This is a genomic window from Actinoplanes xinjiangensis (assembly GCF_003148685.1).
Taxonomy (GTDB): domain Bacteria; phylum Actinomycetota; class Actinomycetes; order Mycobacteriales; family Micromonosporaceae; genus Actinoplanes; species Actinoplanes xinjiangensis.
The window spans coordinates 43,148-60,627 of sequence record NZ_QGGR01000012.1 but is presented as its reverse complement, the minus strand read 5'-3'; the positions used below and the strand labels follow the sequence as shown (position 1 = coordinate 60,627).

12 protein-coding genes are annotated in these 17,480 nt (G+C 71.5%); 7 read left to right on the top strand and 5 right to left on the bottom strand.

The annotated features are described in order from the left end of the window. The first annotated feature begins 109 nt into the window (after positions 1-109). Together BC793_RS25665 and BC793_RS25660 are read left to right on the top strand one after the other, a co-directional pair. Positions 110-1,297, top strand: coding sequence for a trans-sulfuration enzyme family protein (locus tag BC793_RS25665; protein ID WP_109596560.1), 1,188 nt, complete (start codon positions 110-112; stop codon positions 1,295-1,297). Then, positions 1,294-3,630 carry a transketolase-like TK C-terminal-containing protein gene (locus BC793_RS25660; RefSeq protein ID WP_109596558.1) on the top strand — a complete coding sequence of 779 codons (2,337 nt, stop codon included), beginning with the start codon at positions 1,294-1,296 and terminating at the stop codon, positions 3,628-3,630. The genes BC793_RS25665 and BC793_RS25660 overlap by 4 nt, the downstream gene beginning before the upstream one ends. Positions 3,631-3,636: 6 nt before the next feature. Here BC793_RS25660 and BC793_RS25655 read toward each other — a convergent pair whose 3' ends face one another. After that, positions 3,637-4,887: a low temperature requirement protein A gene (locus BC793_RS25655; protein ID WP_109596556.1), complete on the bottom strand. Its 1,251-nt coding sequence runs from the start codon at positions 4,885-4,887 to the stop codon at positions 3,637-3,639. 97 nt (positions 4,888-4,984) lie between these two features. On the opposite strand from BC793_RS25655, the gene BC793_RS25650 reads away from it, so the two are divergent. After that, the gene (locus BC793_RS25650; protein ID WP_109596555.1) at positions 4,985-6,454 is read left to right on the top strand and encodes a hypothetical protein; all 1,470 of its coding nucleotides are present in this window, start codon (positions 4,985-4,987) and stop codon (positions 6,452-6,454) included. A gap of 19 nt (positions 6,455-6,473) precedes the next feature. Here BC793_RS25650 and BC793_RS25645 read toward each other — a convergent pair whose 3' ends face one another. Next, on the bottom strand, positions 6,474-9,632 hold the full coding sequence (locus tag BC793_RS25645) for a LamG-like jellyroll fold domain-containing protein (RefSeq protein ID WP_109596553.1): 3,159 nt from the start codon (positions 9,630-9,632) through the stop codon (positions 6,474-6,476). A 295-nt stretch (positions 9,633-9,927) separates the two neighbouring features. Here BC793_RS25645 and BC793_RS25640 point away from each other — a divergent pair, with 295 nt between their 5' ends. Then, complete coding sequence (locus BC793_RS25640; protein WP_109596551.1) at positions 9,928-11,292, top strand: glycoside hydrolase family 10 protein; 1,365 nt, start codon at positions 9,928-9,930, stop codon at positions 11,290-11,292. 15 nt (positions 11,293-11,307) lie between these two features. Here BC793_RS25640 and BC793_RS25635 read toward each other — a convergent pair whose 3' ends face one another. Both BC793_RS25635 and BC793_RS25630 read right to left on the bottom strand, forming a co-directional pair. Next, positions 11,308-11,985, bottom strand: a complete 678-nt coding sequence (locus BC793_RS25635) for a response regulator transcription factor (RefSeq protein ID WP_109596549.1) — start codon at positions 11,983-11,985, stop codon at positions 11,308-11,310. Continuing rightward, positions 11,982-13,133 (bottom strand): sensor histidine kinase, encoded by a 1,152-nt coding sequence (locus BC793_RS25630; RefSeq protein ID WP_109596547.1) that lies wholly within the window; start codon positions 13,131-13,133, stop codon positions 11,982-11,984. The genes BC793_RS25635 and BC793_RS25630 overlap by 4 nt, the downstream gene beginning before the upstream one ends. 122 nt (positions 13,134-13,255) lie before the next feature. Here BC793_RS25630 and BC793_RS25625 point away from each other — a divergent pair, with 122 nt between their 5' ends. Together BC793_RS25625 and BC793_RS25620 are read left to right on the top strand one after the other, a co-directional pair. After that, the gene (locus BC793_RS25625) at positions 13,256-14,359 is read left to right on the top strand and encodes an alpha/beta hydrolase (protein WP_146246444.1); all 1,104 of its coding nucleotides are present in this window, start codon (positions 13,256-13,258) and stop codon (positions 14,357-14,359) included. Continuing rightward, a complete protein-coding gene (locus BC793_RS25620; RefSeq protein ID WP_109596543.1) occupies positions 14,356-15,444 on the top strand; it encodes an acyltransferase family protein in 1,089 nt (362 codons plus the stop codon). The genes BC793_RS25625 and BC793_RS25620 overlap by 4 nt, the downstream gene beginning before the upstream one ends. A 5-nt stretch (positions 15,445-15,449) precedes the next feature. On the opposite strand, the gene BC793_RS25615 is transcribed toward BC793_RS25620, so the two are convergent. Further along, a complete protein-coding gene (locus tag BC793_RS25615; protein ID WP_239169916.1) occupies positions 15,450-15,917 on the bottom strand; it encodes a peroxiredoxin in 468 nt (155 codons plus the stop codon). Positions 15,918-16,024: 107 nt separating this feature from the next. Between BC793_RS25615 and BC793_RS25610 the strand changes: the two genes are divergently transcribed. Beyond that, positions 16,025-17,383, top strand: a complete 1,359-nt coding sequence (locus tag BC793_RS25610; protein WP_109596539.1) for a family 43 glycosylhydrolase — start codon at positions 16,025-16,027, stop codon at positions 17,381-17,383. The last annotated feature ends 97 nt before the right edge of the window (positions 17,384-17,480 follow it).

Sequence of the window (17,480 nt, the reverse complement as noted above, 5' to 3'; positions counted from 1 at the left end):
ATCGCTCCCAACCGTCGCCGGACTGCTGAAAAAGTCGAATTATGGCCGACTGATTACCGATTCGACGGCGACTCTATGTTCGGGTTGCGAATTCCGGAACCCTACGAGCATGACGCGCCCCCTGCACAGCGACTCGGTGGCCGTGCACGCCGGCCGTGAGGACCTCACCGCGCTCGGCGTACACGCTCCCCCTCTGGACCTCTCGTCGACCTATCCCCTGCCGGATCCGGCACGGGGCGGGGAGTCGTACGAGGCGATGGCGACCGGCGGCCACCCGCTGGCCGACGGTGGTGCCGTCTACGCCCGGCTGTGGAATCCGACGGTGGCCCGGTTCGAGGCGGCGCTGGCCCAGCTCGAACAGACCGCGACGGCGGTGGCGTTCGGCTCCGGGATGGCGGCGATGACCGCGGCGATCCTGGCGCACACCGCGATGACCGGCCGGCGGCACGTGGTGGCGGTACGCCCGCTGTACGGCGGCACCGACCACCTGCTGGCCACCGGGCTGCTCGGCACCGAGGTGACGTTCTGCACCGAGGCGGAGGTCGCCGACCGGATCCGTGGCGACACCGGTCTGGTGATCCTGGAGACCCCGGCCAACCCGACCCTGGACCTGGCCGACATCGCGGCCGTCGTCGAGCGGGCCGGTGGCGTCCCGGTGCTGGTGGACAACACCTTCGCCACCCCGGTCCTGCAGAATCCGGTTACTCTCGGGGCCACCATGGCCCTGCACAGCGCGACCAAGTACCTCGGCGGCCACGGCGACGTCGTCGCCGGGGTGATCGCCTGTGGCGAGGAGACCGCCGCCCGGCTGCGGCAGGTCCGGGCGGTCACCGGTGGGCTGCTGCACCCGTGGGGCGCCTATCTGCTGCACCGCGGCCTGGCCACGCTGCCGGTCCGGATGCGCGCCCAGCAGGACACCGCAGGCCGGATCGTCGCCTGGCTGGCCGGGCACCCGGCCGTCACCCGGGTGTACTACCCCGGGCTCGACGGTGACCCCCGCGGGCTGCTGTGCCGGCAGTCGCGCGGCCCGGGCGCGATGATCTCGGTGGCGCTGCGCGGCGGGTTCGAGGCCGCCTGCCGGCTGACCACCGGCACCCGGCTGTTCACCCACGCCGTCTCGCTCGGCGGCGTGGATTCGCTGATCCAGCACCCGGCGGCGCTCACCCACCGGCCGGTCGCGGCGCACGCCCGCCCGTCCGCCGACCTGGTGCGGCTCTCCGTCGGGCTGGAGCACGCCGACGACCTGATCGCCGACCTCGACCGAGCCCTCACCACCGTGACCCGGAGACCGTCATGACCAGTCCCGCCCCCGACGTCGACGTCCTGCGCGAGATCGCCCGCCGGGTGCTGTGGCTGTCGGCGTCGATCGTCGACGCCGCCAACGCCGGCCGGCCCAACGACTCCGGGGTGAAGGTCGGTGGTCACCAGGCCTCCAGTGCGTCGATGGTCGACATCATGGTGGCGCTGTGGTTCGCCGAGCTGACCGCGCAGGACCGGGTGTCGGTCAAGCCGCACGCCTCGCCGGTGCTGCACGCGGTCAACTACCTGCTCGGTGATCTCGACGAGTCGTACCTGCCGCGGCTGCGGGAGAAGGGTGGCCTCCAGTCGTACCCGTCGCGGCTGAAGGACCCGGACACCGTCGACTTCTCCACCGGGTCGGTCGGGATCGGGGCGACGGCCGCGCTGTGGGCGGCGATGGCCCACCGCTACCTGACCTCGCAGTTCTCCGGTACGCCCGACGGCGGCCGGTTCGTCAGCCTGCTCGGGGACGCCGAACTCGACGAGGGCGCCATCTGGGAGGCGGTGATGGACCCGGCGGTGGCCCGGATGGGCGAGCTGCTCTGGGTCGTCGACCTGAACCGGCAGTCGCTGGACCGCGTCGTGCCGGACATCCAGATCGCCAAGCTCCAGGGCATGTTCGCCGCCGCGGGCTGGCAGGTGGTCGTCCTCAAGTGGGGCCGGATCATCTCCGAGCTGTTCGAACGGCCCGGCGGGCAGGCGCTGCGGGCCCGGCTCGAGGCGATGCCCAACGAGGAGTACCAGCGGATGCTACGGGCCGGGCCGGCGCAGACCGCCGAGCGCATCCTGGCCGCCGGTGACCTTCTGCCGGGCGCGTCCGAGCTGAAGGCGCTGCTGGACGAGATCGACCCGGCCGAGCTGGCCGCCGCCGTGCGTGACCTCGGTGGCCACGACATCGGGCTGCTGGTCGACACCTTCCGGGCCGTCGACGCGGACGCCGACCGCCCCACCGTGGTGTTCGCCTACACCGTGAAGGGCCGCGGCCTGCCGACCGAGGGGCACCCCAACAACCATTCGGCGCTGCTGACCGGCGCGCAGATGGAGGAGCTGGCGGTGGCCTCCGGCGTGGACCGGGCTCTGCCGTGGCAGCGGTTCGATCCGGACACCCCGGCCGGGCGGCTGTGTGCCGACCGGGGGCGGGCACTGCGCCGGGAGCCCGTCGCCACACCGGCGCCGGTGACCGTTCCGGCCCAGTTGGGGCACGCCTACCGCAAGCCGATCAGCACCCAGGCGGCGCTCGGCCGGCTCCTGGCCGACCTGCCCCGGGACGCCCCCGCGGCGGCGGCCCGGGTGGTCACCTGCTCCCCCGACGTCGCGTCCTCCACCAATCTGGGCGGCTGGATCAACAAGACCGGTGTGTGGTCGGTGCAGGACCGGCACGACTGGTTCGCCGACGACGCCGAGCGGGTGCTGCGCTGGCAGGAGAACCGCAACGGCCAGCACATCGAGCTGGGCATCGCCGAGGTCAACCTGGTGTCGCTGCTCGGTGAGCTGGGTGCGACCTGGTCCCGGTGGGGTGAGCGGCTGATCCCGATCGCGACCCTCTACGACCCGTTCGTCTCCCGCGCGCTGGAACCCTGGTCGTACGGGATCTACGCGGGCGGCCAGTCGATCCTGGTGGGCACGCCGTCCGGGGTGACCCTGGCACCCGAGGGCGGGGCACATCAGTCGATCACGACGCCGTCGATCGGGCTGGAGCAGCCCGGCTGTGTGGCCTGGGAGCCGGCGTTCCCGCAGGACCTGGAGTGGTGCCTCCTGCACGCGATGAGCCGGGTCGGCGTGCCGGGCGGCACGTCGGCGTACTTCCGGCTCTCCACCCGGCCGATCGACCCGCAGCAGGCCGCCGTGCCGGAGGATCCGGCCCTGCGGGAACGGCGCCGCCGGCAGGCGGTCGCGGGCGGCTACCGGCTGCCGGCGGGGCATCCGCCGGAGTCCGAGGACGTCACCCTCGTCGGTGTCGGCGCGATCATGCCCGAGGTGATCGCGGCGGCCGGGGCGCTGGCCGCGGCCGGCGTCAACGCCGGTGTCGTCTGCCTGACCAGCCCGGACCTGGTGTTCCGGTCGTTCCAGCAGCGTGGCGGCCGGGACGCCGGGGTGGGCGGTGACATCGTGTCGGAGCTGTTCCCGGACGGGCGCCGGGCTCCGCTGGTCACCGTGCACGACGGGCATCCGCACACCCTGGCGTTCCTCGGCGCGGTCCGCGGCGACCGGATCCGGTGCCTCGGCGTGACCGAGTTCGGTCAGTCGTCGAGCCTGGCCGACGCCTACCGGCTGCACGGCATCGACACCGCGTCGATCGTCGACGCGGCCCTGACGGTGACGGACCGCTGACCGGCGTCAGACCTTGGCCACCTTGATCTCGCCGTGGCGGTGCTGGCGGATGCCGGTGACGACACCCGCGACCAGCACCGCCGCGCAGAGGCCGACCAGTACCGCCGGGCGCAGATCCAGCATCGTGATCACCACGATCGCCGGGATGCCGAGGCCCGGCCAGATCAGCGCGGCACGGTGGCGGCCGGAGAGCACGCCCTGGATGACGGCGGCGCTGAGCAGGTAGCCGGCCAGCCCGATGCCGAGCACACCGCGGGCTCCGGCGGGGAGATGCCCGTCGGAGCCGTGCGCGATGGCGTGTTCCAGGCCGACCGCCACCGCGGCGAGACTGATCGCCACCGGCAGGTGGGCGTACACGTAGAAGTCGTGCACGCCCTGGTGGGTACGCTCGCCGCCCTCCTGGACCAGGCGGCGTTTCGCGGCGCCGCCGGACAGGTCGAAGTACGACCACCACAGCGCCGCGGTCAGCAGGAACGCCGCAATGGCCGTGACGGTCACCCCGGACGTCCACTTCCCGTCGTGCAGCCCGTGCACGGTGGCGGCGACCGACTCGCCGAGCAGCAGGATGACGAAGAGACCGAACCGCTCGGGCAGATGCTCCATGTGCAGCGGCGGAGCGTCGGGCCGGCGTGCGCTCAGGGTCGGGCCGAGCAGATCGACGAGCACGCCGGCCGCCCACAGCACGTACCGGGCCGGCGCCGGCACCGTCAGCGACACCAGCCAGAAGGCACCGCCGGCGACGTGACCGATCAGGTACGGACGGATCCCGGCGCGGGTCTCCGGGAGGGTGCGCCACACCCGCAGGTAGCCGAGGGCGAGCATGACACGCAGCACGACGTAGCCGACCACGAACCACGTCCAGGCCGGGCCGGTGACCTGGTCGGCCGCCGCGGCCATCATGATCACGCCACCCATGCCGATCAGGGTGAGCAGCCGGAAGATCGCGTCGTCGGTGTCGAACCGGTTGGCGTACAGGGTGGCGCTCGCCCACGCCCACCAGCCGACGGCGACGACGGCCGCGAACCGGAGACCTCCGGTGATCGTCTCGTCCTTCGCCAGCATGTCCGCGCAGCCCGCCACGAACAGCACGAAGGCCAGGTCGAAGAAGAGTTCCAGCCGGGTCGCCGACCGGTTGGACTCCTGGTTGACGTCCGGTTCGCGGACGAGTTCGCGCTCTTCCCGGTCCTCGCGGTCCAGGCGGGCGCGGTCCTCGGCCGACGGGCCGTCGGCGGTGGTGGTCCCTGTTTCCTCTGACACGGCTCCGCCCTACCCGCCCGGGCCCGGTCCCAACCGGGTTCCCGGTGGACACGGTGCCCCAGAATCGGAGCCTCCACGATGTCGCGAGGAGGATCCGGTGGGTCGTGTGCTGTGGTGGGTTCTCCCGATCGTCGCCGTTGCCGGGCTGATCGTGTGGTGGGCCTCCTATGCCACCACGATCGTGGTCTGGGAGCTGCGGAATCTGACTCCCTGGCTGGTCCTGCTGGCTCTGGTCATCCTGCTGGCGGTGGCCGGTGCCCGGGCCGGGGTGTTCCTGGGCTGGCTCGGTGCGGCGACGGGGCTGGTCCTCGGCATCGGCTGGCTGTTCTACAACTCGTATCTCCAGGACCGCGACTACGCCGCGGCCATGAGCGTGGTCGACGATCCGGTGCCCAGCCTCAATGCCCGCGCCCCCTATCTGGTCGGCGAGGCGCAGGCGGCGCCGAACCTGGGGGACGTCACCGGGGAGATCGCCGACATCACCTATCTGCCGGACGCCGACCGGTTCGGCACGCTGGTGGAGCGGCGCGGCTGGTTGTCCGGTTACGAGGTGGGCCTGGTCCAGGAGGTGCCCCTCGGCAGCAACAGCCGCAGCTCGCAGCGGTGCGCCTTCGACCTGGACGCGGCCGGTGCGCGGATCGGCGGCTGGTTCGGTCACAACCTGGGACGGAAGATCTCGGCCGAGCAGCGGTGGGTGCGGTTCGATGAGCGGGACGTCTACGTGTACTGCGCGGGCGACACCCCGATGGTCGTGGTCCCGCTGAAACGGCAGGTCGGTGTGCTGACGGTGACCGAGCGGCCGGCCGGCGCCGCCCTCTACAACGGGCGCACCGGGCAGTTGACCGTCACGACCGACACGGCGTCGATCCCCGGGTCGACCTACCCGATCAGCCTCGCCGCCCGTCAGCGCGAGGGGACGGCGGCGGTGGGTGGTTTCGCCGACTGGTGGTTCGAGCGCGGCGGCTGGGACGCCTCCGACGACGGCACCAACGAGGACAACAACTCCGAGTTCACGCTCCGGTACACCGACGGCAGCAACAGCGCGTACGTCACGCCACTCACCCCGCAGGGCGAGGCGAGTTCGGTGGTGGCCGTCTCGACGGTGCCGACCCGGCAGACCGGACTGGCCCTCGCCCCGATGACCGTGCACCGGCTGAACCCGACGTGGTCGTCGCCGGAGGCCGTGGTGGCGCTGATCAAGGCCGAGTACCGGGACGCCTGCTGCTGGAACGAGGACCGGGTGTTCGAGGTGGTGCCCACCGGCGGGACCACGTGGACCGCCACGGTCGGCAGCGAGCAGAGCATCCGTTACCGGGTGGAGGGCCGCGGCCAGGTGAACGGCCGGGAGGCCACCTGCCTCAAGACCGCCGAGGGCGTGCTGATCCGGTGTGCGTACGCGGCGCCCGGCTCCCCCGAGGAGCAGGAGCTGAAGCGCATGGAGGAGCAGAAACAGCAGCAGGAACAGCAGCAGGGCCAGACCGGTGACCTGAGCGGGCTCACCGACCGGCAACTGGCCGAGCTGAACACCCGGCTGGCCGAGGAGTTGAGCCGGCGCCTCAAGGACTGACGAGGCGCCGGCTCACGGATCACCGTGCCTGGTACAGCGTGGTGACCTCCTCGTCGGTCAGCGCGCGGCCGACGGCGTGCACGCCGTCGATCGAGCCGGACCAGAAGTCGACGCGGTTACCGGCGTACTTCGCCCGGCCCACCGACAGTGGGCCGGTGCCGACCACATCGGGGCCGGCCGGCACGGTGGCGACCCGGATTCCGTCGACGTAGAGGCGGATCTCGCCGCCGGCGTGGTCGCGGACGCCGGCCAGGTGGTACCAGCGGTTCAGCTCGGGCGTGGTGACCAGGCGGGCCCGGTTGCCGCCGGGTGTGCTGAAGGCGAAGGCGCCCTGGCCGTATTGCAGGTAGAAGGGGTTCTCGGTGCGACGGCCGTCCTGGCTGACGACGGTGGCGTAGTTGCCCGGCAGCTCGTCGAGCGTCACCCAGGCGCTCACCGTGTAGTCCTTCGTGGTGTCGAGGACCGGCGCGGCGGTGTCGGCGTAGTCGCCGTCACCGTCGAACTTCAGCGCCGACCCGGTCACGCCGGGCGTCCACGTGGTGTCCCCGGTCAGGGTCAGGTGGCTGTCGCCGCCGCTGTCGCGGGCGGTCGTGCCGCTGTTCTCGTCCAGGTTCCAGTCGCCGTGGCCGGGGTACGTCCTGGCCTGCCCGGACGTCGCGCCGGCCGCGATGATCCGGGCGTTGACCGCCCGTACCGCCGCGGGGTCGACCTTGATCTCGCGCCGGTCGTAGGTCCAGAGGCCGTTGAGTTCGGTCTCCAGGTCGGTGATCTGCGTGTAGACCGAGCCGGACAGCTCGTTGGCCGCGGCCTCCAGGTAGAACCGCTCGGTGTTGTCGACGTACTTGGCGGTCAGAGCCGCCTTGTCGGCGACGCCGCTGTAGATGACGGCGGGCGGCCCGGGCCACATGTGCCCGGGGGTACGCAGCGTGAAGCCGCCGTGTTCGCCGTCCATCGCGATGCGGGTGGCGTCCGGGTAGGCGGGGTCGTTGTTGACGTAGTCGTGATGGTCGATGACCTCACCCCGGCCGGAGTCGCCCTTGGAGTTGCAGCAGTTCACGCCGCTGTGCGCGTTGAGGATCCGGCTGGGATCGAGCGCCTTGATCTCGTCGGCGATCCGGCCGGTGGCGGTGCGGTCCCACTCGCCCCAGCCCTCGTTGAACACGATCCAGCCGATGATCGACGGGAAGTTGTGCAGCTGGCGCATCATCTCCCGGCCCTGGCTGAGGAACGCCTCCTGACCGGCGGTGCCGGTGATGTCGGCCGACACGAAGTCCTGCCAGACCAGCAGGCCCAGTTCGTCGGCGTGCCGGTACCAGCGGGCCGACTCGACCTTGATGTGCTTGCGGACCGCGTTGAAGCCGAGCTTCTTCGTCTCCACCAGGTCGAACCGCAGGGCGGCGTCGCTGGGCTGGGTGTAGAGGCCGTCCGGCCAGAACCCCTGGTCCAGGGTCGCCAGGGAGAAGACCGGCTTGCCGTTCAACGTCAACTTCGGAAAACCACCGACCTGCTGTACGGACACCGCACGCAACCCGAAGTACCCGCGGACGGTGTCACCGCCGAGCTTCACGTCCACGTCGTAGAGGTGCGGGTCGTCGGGGCTCCACAGACGCGGCTCGGCGATCTTGACGGTGAGGTCGGCGTTGGACGTACCCGAGATCTGGCCTGCTTTTCGGCCCCTTCTGTCCTTGACCGTGACGGTGACCTTGGACGACGCCGCGGAGTTCACGCGCACGGCGACCGATCCGGTGGCGACGTCGGGCGTGATGACCAGGCCGTCGACGGCGACCGGGGCGACCGGCTCCAGCCAGACCGTCTGCCAGATGCCCGACGACGGCTCGTAGACGATGCCGCCGGGGTTGAGTGACTGCTTGCCCTTCGGCTGGTTCGGCCCGGTCACGTCGGTGACGCCGACGATGATCTCCTGCGGGCCGTGCCTCTTCAGTGCGCCGGTGATGTCGGCGGTGAACGCGGTGTAGCCGCCGGTGTGCTCGGTGACCAGGGTGCCGTTGACCCACACCTTCGCCTGGTAGTCGACGGCGCCGAAGTTGAGCTTGATCCGCTTGCCCTTCCAGCCGCCCGGCACGGTGACGAGCCTGCGGTAGAACATGTGGTCCTCGCGCCGCTCGATACCGGACAGCTGCGACTCGACCGGGAACGGCACGGTGATCCGCTCGGCCAGCCGCCGGCCGAAGACCGGCTGTTCACCGGCTTGCACGCCGGCGAACTCCCACTGGCCGTTGAGGTTGAGCCAGTCCTTGCGGATCAACTGTGGGCGCGGGTACTCGGGCAGCGGGTTGCGCTCGTCGACCCGGTCACCCCACGGCGTGGTGAGCCGGTGCGTGGACGTGTTCGCCGCGGACCGGATGACCTGCGGGACGGTCTCGCCGCCGACGACCAGGCCGCCCGTGCCGTCGTAGTCGACGCGGACCTTCTGGTTCTTCTGCACCTTCTCGGCGAGCGTGATGACGACCCGGTCGCGGTTCTTCCGGACGCTCCGGATCGGGAAGGGTGTGGTGTCGACCTCGACCTCGAGGTGCTGAGCCGACGTGCCGAGGTCGTCCACCGTGGCGTCGAAGTCGGCGATCACCGTCCGGCCGTCGGGCTGGACGGTGAAGGTGACCGGGAAGATCTGGAAGCCGTCCGGCGGCGTGAAAGCGCTCTCCGGAACGATCTGCTTCTCGATGCCGGCGCCCGACCAGCGCAGGAACAGGTTCGCGCCGCCGATGTCCTGGAACATCTCGATGCGTACGGTGTGCGCCTCCCCCGCCACCAGTGACACCGGCGCGCTGACCTGCTCGCGGTCCCAGTCGCCGACCCAGTGGTCGATCACCGGCCGCTCGTCGATCAGGAGACGGAACCCGTTGTCGCCGATCATGGAGAACGTGTAGTCGCCGGTGGCCGGGGCGGTGATCTTCCCGGTCCAGCGCGCGGTGGTGTGCTCGGTGCGCCCGGTCAGCGACTCGAAGGAGCCGGCCAGGCCGGGCAGGTCGATGTTCGGGTCCAGCACGATTCCACCGAGTTCGGCGAAGTCACGGGCTCCCGGGGCGGACATCCGGAAGTACTCGCCCTTGAGGCCGTGCACGGGACCGGCGGCCGAGGCGGGGCCGGCGGGCACACCGAGGGTGGACAGGACCAGGAGGACGGCGAGGAGCAGGGGCCTCCAGGGCAATCGCGGCATCGATTGTTTCCCTTCGATCAACGGCACATTGCAAACACAGTGAACTATTTACATGCATCAAGTCAACAGAAGAAAACAGCTTCGGACACGTTCGCGCTAATCCCGTCACCACCGACTCGACTGCGGTCGCGCGCATAACGAGTTTTCCATCGATAGTTTCGGAATTCTTTCAGCCCTTTGATAGCGGGTATCGTCTATCTGTCGAGGAAAAGACCACGTAGGATCCCCATGAATTTCCGGTACCCCTCCGGAAGTTTCGGAATCCCCGTTCCCGTGTCGAGGAGGCACATCCCCGATGAACCAACAGAACAGTGGCGCCCCCGCCCGGCGCCGGTGGCGCGCCGCCGCCGTCGCCGGTGTCGTCGTCGCCATGACGGCCACCACCGCGGTCCTGTGGCAGGGCACCTCCAGCGCGGCGTCGACGCTCGGTGCCTCCGCCGCCGAGCGCGGCCGCTACTTCGGCACCGCGATCGCCGGCGGCAGACTGAACGACTCGCAGTACACGACCATCGCGAACCGCGAGTTCAACATGATCTCCGCCGAGAACGAGATGAAGCTCGACGCGACCGAGCCGAACCAGAACCAGTTCACGTTCAGCGCCGGCGACCGGATCGCCAACTGGGCGATCAGCAACGGCAAGCGGCTCCGCGGCCACACCCTGGCCTGGCACTCCCAGCAGCCGGCCTGGATGCAGCGGATGGAGGGCTCCTCGCTGCGGCAGGCGATGCTCAATCACGTCACCCGGGTCGCCACCTACTACCGCGGCAAGATCTACGCCTGGGACGTGGTGAACGAGGCGTTCGCCGACGGCTCCTCCGGCGCCCGCCGCGACTCGAACCTCCAGCGCACCGGCAACGACTGGATCGAGGCCGCGTTCCGGGCCGCACGCACCGCCGACCCGAACGCCAAACTCTGCTACAACGACTACAACACCGACAACTGGTCACACGCGAAGACCCAGGCCGTCTACCGGATGGTCCAGGACTTCAAGTCGCGGGGCGTGCCGATCGACTGCGTCGGTTTCCAGGCGCACTTCAACTCCGGTAACCCGGTGCCGAGCAACTACCACACCACCCTGCAGAACTTCGCCGCTCTCGGGGTGGACGTGCAGATCACCGAACTCGACATCGAGGGTTCCGGGTCGAGCCAGGCCGAGCAGTACCGCGGCGTCGTGCAGGCCTGCCAGTCGGTGGCCCGGTGCACCGGCATCACCGTGTGGGGCGTCCGCGACAGCGACTCGTGGCGCGCCTCCGGCACCCCCCTGCTGTTCAACGGCAACGGCCAGAAGAAGGCGGCGTACGACGCGGTGCTCGCCCAGCTGAACACCGGGCAGCCCCTGCCGAGCCAGTCGCCGGGCGGCCCGTCCCCCAGCCCGTCCACGCCGTCGGGTGGCGGCTGCACGGCCACCTACAGCGAGGGCCAGAAGTGGGGCGACCGCTTCAACGGCCAGGTCACCGTCACCGGGTCCGCCGACTGGATCGTGACCGTCACGGTCTCCGCACCGCAGCGCATGATCGCCACCTGGAACGTCGGCGCGAGCTGGGACTCCAGCGGCAACGTGATGACCGGCCGCCCCAACGGCGGCGGCAACACCTTCGGGTTCACCATCCAGCACGGCGGCAACTGGGCCTGGCCCGCGCTGACCTGCCGGACCGCCTGACCGGCATGGCCCTGGTCACTCCGGCGGAGTGACCAGGGCCATCTCGTAGGCGATGATCACCAGGTGCACCCGGTCCCGGGCGTCCAGCTTGGTGAACAGCCGGGCCACGTGGGCCTTCGCGGTCGCCGGGCTGATGTGCAGGTCCTTCGCGATCTCGGCATTCGAGCGGCCGCGGCCCACCAGCGTCAGCACCTCCCGTTCCCGCTCGGTGATCGTGTCGTCCGGACGGCGCCGCGGCGGCACGGGGGCGGGCGCGGCAGCCGCTCCCGGGCCGGCCGCGAAGTGCTGGATCAGGCGGCGGGTGACACTCGGTGCGATCAGCGCGTCCCCGCCCGCCACCACCCGGATCGCGCCGAGGATGTCGTCGAGTGCCATGTCCTTGACGAGGAAACCGCTGGCGCCGGCACGCAGGGCGGCGTACACGTACTCGTCGTCGTCGAACGTGGTCAGCACGAGCACCCGGGCCGGATCCGGCCCGGCCACCACGTGCCCGGTGGCCTCGATGCCGTCCATCACCGGCATCCGGATGTCCATCACGACCACGTCCGGCCGGTGCTCGCGGGCCAGCCGGACCGCCTCCGCGCCGGTGGCTGCCTCGCCGACCACCTCGATGTCCTCGGCGTCGTTGATGAGCACCCGCAGACCACTGCGGATCAGCGGCTGGTCGTCGGCCAGCACCACCCGGATGGTCATCGGACCGCCTCGGGAAGAGGGATCCGCGCGGACACCCGGAAGCCGCCGCCGGGCCGCGGGCCGGCGTCGAACTCGCCACCGAGCAGGCTGACGCGTTCCCGCATGCCGGTGATGCCGTTGCGGCTGCCGTCGCCGGCGCCGCCGCCACCGGACCCGTCGTCGGTGATCTCGATGCTCAGCGTGCCGGCGTCCTGCTGGACCGCGACGTCGCAGCGGCCGACGCCGGCGTGCCGGATCACGTTGGTCACCGCCTCCTGGACGATGCGGTACGCGGACAGGTCGATGTCCGGCGGCAGCGGCACCGGATCGCCGTCCCGCCGCAGGCCGACCTCGACACCCGCCTGCGCGCTGCGCGCCACCAGACCGTCCAGGTCGGCCAGACCCGGCGCCGGATCCCGGGGCGCGGGGCCGGCACCCGCATCGGTACGCCGCAGCGAACCCAGCATCCGGCGCAGCGCCGCCGCGGTGTCCCGGCTGGTCTCCTCGATGTTGGCCAGCGCGTTGCGGGCCTCCGCCGGCTGGGTGTCGATGACCCGGCGGCCCATCCCGGCCTGGACGGCGATCACGGCGATGCTGTGCGCGACCATGTCGTGCAGCTCGCGGGCGATCCGCAGCCGTTCCGCCTCCACCGCGCGGGCCTCGGACTGCTCACGCTGGACGGCGGCGTGCCGGCGGCGCTGCCGGACCGAATCACCGATCACCCAGGCGGTGACCCCCGCGAGGGCCATCACGGCGGGGATCGTCAGCAGGTCACCCGGGTTCTCGAAGAGCAGGACCAGCGCCGCCTGCACCAGCACGGTGAGGACCGCCGCCGGGACGGAGACCCGTCGCGGCCGCCGGGCCGCCACGTTACCGACCATGACGTCGGCGAGGACCACGAAGACGGCGACGGCGGCCTGCTCCGGCAGACCACCGGAGATGGCGAGCACCGACACGGCCCCACCGCCGACCACGAGCAGCGTCAGCGCCGCCAGCGGGGAACGGCGGGCCAGGGCGACCGGCAGCAGCAGTGCCACCAGGACGGTGACCGCCTGGAGGAACGGGTCGTCGACACCCGGCAGGGCGAGCACGGTGAACAGGGCGAGCGGGAACAGGATCGCGCCGGTCCAGGCGAGCACGGCACCCGTCCGGCTTCGTAAGGTCGACATGCGGCCGACTGTATCGACGCAAAGATCCACCGGCATCGGCCCGGGGGATTACGCCCACGGGCCACCCCCGCTGTGATCCACGGGCCGATGTGCCGGCGCCGCCGTCCCGGCACGGTGACGCCATGCATCTGATCAGACGGTTCCGGACGATCCTGGCGGTCACCGCGGTCATCGTGGCGCCGGCCGCGGGTTCGGTACTCGCCCCGCCCGCCACCGCCGCGGCCCTCCCCCCGGTCGGCATCGCCGCCTGGCACGCCGAACACCCCTACCCGCTGGACCCGCGGGCGGCCCGTGCCTGGTTCGCCGCCCGGCCCGAGGACGAGCGGCGCGCCCTGGCCGCCGGGCATCCCGGTGTCGTCGGCAACCTGGACGGTGCCCCGCCCGGCCTGCGCTACGAGGCGAACCGGAAGTCCCTGCGGGCGGCCGGGATCACCTGCCCGGACGGCGACTACCTGCTCTTCGACCCGCGCGGGCGGGGCCGGGTCGCCCAGGTCTTCGGTGACCTGCCGACCGCACGGCGGATCGCGGTGATCGTGCCGGGCATGCGCAACCGGCTGCAGAACTTCTGGCGCGGCGTGGGCGGGCAGGGATACCGGTCACCGGCCGTGTGGGCGGCCGACCTCCAGCGGGCCGGCGCGGGTTCCGGCGGGTTCGCGGTGATCGCGTGGCTCGGTTACGACACACCGCAGGGTGTCGACGAGGCGGCCCGCGCGAACCTGGCCCGGACCGGCGCCGACACGCTGGTGACGTTCGTGGACGGGCTCGTCGCGGTCCGCCCGCAGGCCACGATCGCGCTGCTCGGGCACAGTTACGGGTCCACCGTGATCGGGCACGCCGCACCCCGGCTCAGCCCGCGGGTGACCGACATCGCCGTGTTCGGCAGCCCCGGCATGGGCGTGGACGACGTCACCGCCCTGCACACCGGCGCGCGGGTGTGGGCCGGGCAGAGCGACGGGGACTGGATCGGCTGGGTGCCGGCCGGACGCATGTCCGAACTGGGACACGGGACGCGGCCGACCGACCCGGAGTTCGGCGCCCGGCCGTTCGCCACCGACGACGTCCACGACCACGACCACTACCTGTCGCCCGGGACCGACTCGCTGGCGGCGCTCGCCCGGATCGCCGGAGACCCGCTCGCCCGAACCGCCGCCCACCCGCTCGCCCGAACCGCCGCGCACCCGCTCGCCCGAACCGCCGCCCACCCGCTCGCCGGAGACGCGCGATGAGCCTGGTGGCACGGATCGAGGCCGCCACTCCGGCGCACCGGGACCGGACGATCGACGCACTGCGGGCCGTCGCCATCGTGGGCGTGGTCCTGGGGCACTGGCTGGTCTCCGCGGTGGTCAGCGACCCGGCCCGGCCCGCGGCCTGGCACGGCGCGAGTCCGCTGGCGGACCGGCCGGCGCTGATCCCGGCGACGTGGCTGTTGCAGACCCTGGGACTGTTCTTCTTCGCCGGCGGGTACGCGGCCGCGCGGGGCAGCCGGGGACGGGCGCTGCCGTGGCTGGCCACCCGGTTCACCCGCCTGGCCCGTCCGGTCGCGGTGCTCGCCGTGGTCTGGGTGCCGGCCTGGCTGCTGCTGAGTGCCATGAGTGCGCCGGAGAGCACCCTGCACGTGGTGCGGTCGCTGCTCGTACACCCGCTGTGGTTTCTCCTGGTCTTTCTGGCGCTGACCGGGTGTGCTCCGCTGCTGAGGGCCGCCGTCACCCGCTACGGGCTGTGGTCGCTGATGCCGTCGGTCGCGCTGGTCGCGGCCTGTGACGTCACCCGGCACCTGGGCACGGCGGACTGGCTGCATCCGGTGGCCACGGTGGCGGGCTGGGCCGCGCCGTACCTGCTGGGCATCGCGCTGGCCCAGGGAGTGCTCCCCCGCCGGGCCGGTCCGGTCCTGCTGCCGGGCGGCATCGCCGCCGGCGCCGGGCTGGTGCTGCTGGCCGGTTATCCGGCCAGTGCGGTCGGTGTCCCCGGTGACGGCTGGTCCAACCTCGACCCGCCGTCACTGTTCGCCCTGGCGCTGGCCGCGGCACAGCTCGGCGTGTTCCTGCTGGTCCGCGACCGGCTCGCGGCCTGGCTGCGGCGACCGCTCGTGTGGGCGCCGATCGCCGCGCTGAACCTGGCGGCGATGACCGTGTACTGCTGGCACCAGACCGCCCTGCTGCTGGTCACCTTCGCCGGGATGACCCTCGGACGGCTGCCCGGCCTGCTGGACGAGCCGGCCGGCGCCTGGCCCGTCCATCGCCTGCTGTGGCTACCGGTCTTCGCGCTCGCGCTGGCCGGGCTCTGCTCAGCCTTCCACCGCTTCGAGAAGTGACCCGGTCAGGCCTTGGCGGCGGCCGCCACCCGCAGCGCGTCGGCGGCGTGCTGGTTCATGTCCAGCTCGCTGTGGATGACGTCGAGGATCTTCTGGTCGGTCCCGATCACGAAGGTCATCCGCCTGGTGCTCAGCGCGCCGAGATTCAGCCGGCGCTTCACCCCGTACGCCTCGATCGCGGTCGACTCCGGGTCGGAGAGCAGCGGGTAGTCGAAGGTGTGCGCGTCGGCGAACTGCTTCTGCCTCTCCACCGGGTCCCTGCTGATGCCCACCCGCTGGACACCGGCCGCCCGGTACTCCGACGCGAGGTCACGGAAGTGGCAGGCCTCCGCGGTGCAGCCGCGGGTCATCGCCGCCGGGTAGAAGAAGAGCACGACCGGGCCGTCCGCGAGCAGATCGGTCAGCCGCCGGAGCGTGCCGTCCTGGTCGGGCAGTTCGAAGTCGGGAGCGATGTCACCCTTGCCGATGTTCACCCGGCAAGCGTACGACGATCCCACCGAGACTGATCGACGGTGTTCTCTTGACAGAAACTTGCCGGAAATGACCATGATGATTTTCCACCGACCCCGTGGAGACTCCCATGATCCAGCCCTATGCCGTCCTGGCCGCCCTGGTCATGACCGCCGGCCTGTTCACCGCCCCGGCCGCCCCGACCGGCCCCGCCACGACGGCCGCGGCCGGGCCGGTCATCGATCAGAACTTCGCCGACCCGGACGTGATGAAGGTCGGGCGCACCTACTACGCCTACGCGACCAACAGCGACGGGCGCAACATCAGGTGGGCCACCTCCACCGACCTGACCACCTGGGCGGTGCAGGACAGCGACGCACTGCCGGCGCTGGGCGCCTGGGCCGACCCGGACTGGACGTTCCCGCCGGGCGGATCCACCGATCACGGTGTCTGGGCGCCGGAGGTGTTCGCCACCGGGCCGAGGAGCTTCGTCATGTGGTACACGGCGCACGATCGCGCCTCGGGCAAACAGTGCATCGGCGCGGCCACCGCCACCACGCCGGGTGGGCCGTTCGTTCCCCGCGACACCGCCCTGGTCTGCACCCCGGAGATCGGTGGTGCCATCGACGCCTCCTCGTACGCCGAGAACGGGCGCCGCTATCTGCTGTGGAAGAACGACGGCAACTGCTGCCGGCAGGACACCTGGCTGCGCCTCCAGCAGGTGAGCGCCGACGGACTGCGCCGGACCGGCACCGAGACCGCCCTGATCAAGCAGAACAAGCCGTTCGAGGGCACCCTCGTCGAGGCGCCGACGCTGTGGAAACGCGGCGGGACGTACGTGCTGTTCTACTCGGCCAACTTCTTCGGCAACGGCAGCTACATGAGCAGCTATGCCACGTCGACGAGCCTGCGCGGGCCGTACACCAAGGCCGCGGCACCCCTGATGACCACCGACGCGTTCGGCGGCACCGTGCGCGGGCCCGGTGGCCAGGACGTGGTGACCGGGCCGGACGGGCGCGACCGGATCGTCTTCCACGGCTGGAACGCCGACTTCACCTACCGGGCGATGTACTCGCGGCGGCTCGACTGGCAGGGTGCCCGGCCGATCGTGGAAGGCGCCAAGATCCGCTACGAGGCCGAGGACGCCGACTTCGCCCGCGCCAACGCCCGGTACGCCGGCGGCGCCAGTGGCGGAGCCGTCGTCGGTGGTGTCGACTTCGACGACAGCCGGGTCACCTTCACCGTCCACGTGCCCCGGGCCGGCGAGTACCGGCTGCACACCCGCTACGCCAACGGATCCGACGCCGGCGCGGCGAGCCACACCCTGACCGTCAACGGCGCCGCCGCGGGCACCGTCGACTACCCGGTGACCGGCTGGGACAACTGGCAGGTCAGCGAACGCCCGGTGACCCTGCGGGCGGGCACGAACACCCTCTCGTACGGCAAGGGCGCGAACTTCGCCGAGATCGACGCCATCGACGTCGCCTGACCCCGTACCTCAAGGGGGTCGCCCTTCCGGTCATCGAAAGCACCCGATGTGCGGATGCTTTGTAGCCTGGTCACGACCAGAATGATCGGCGCGGCGG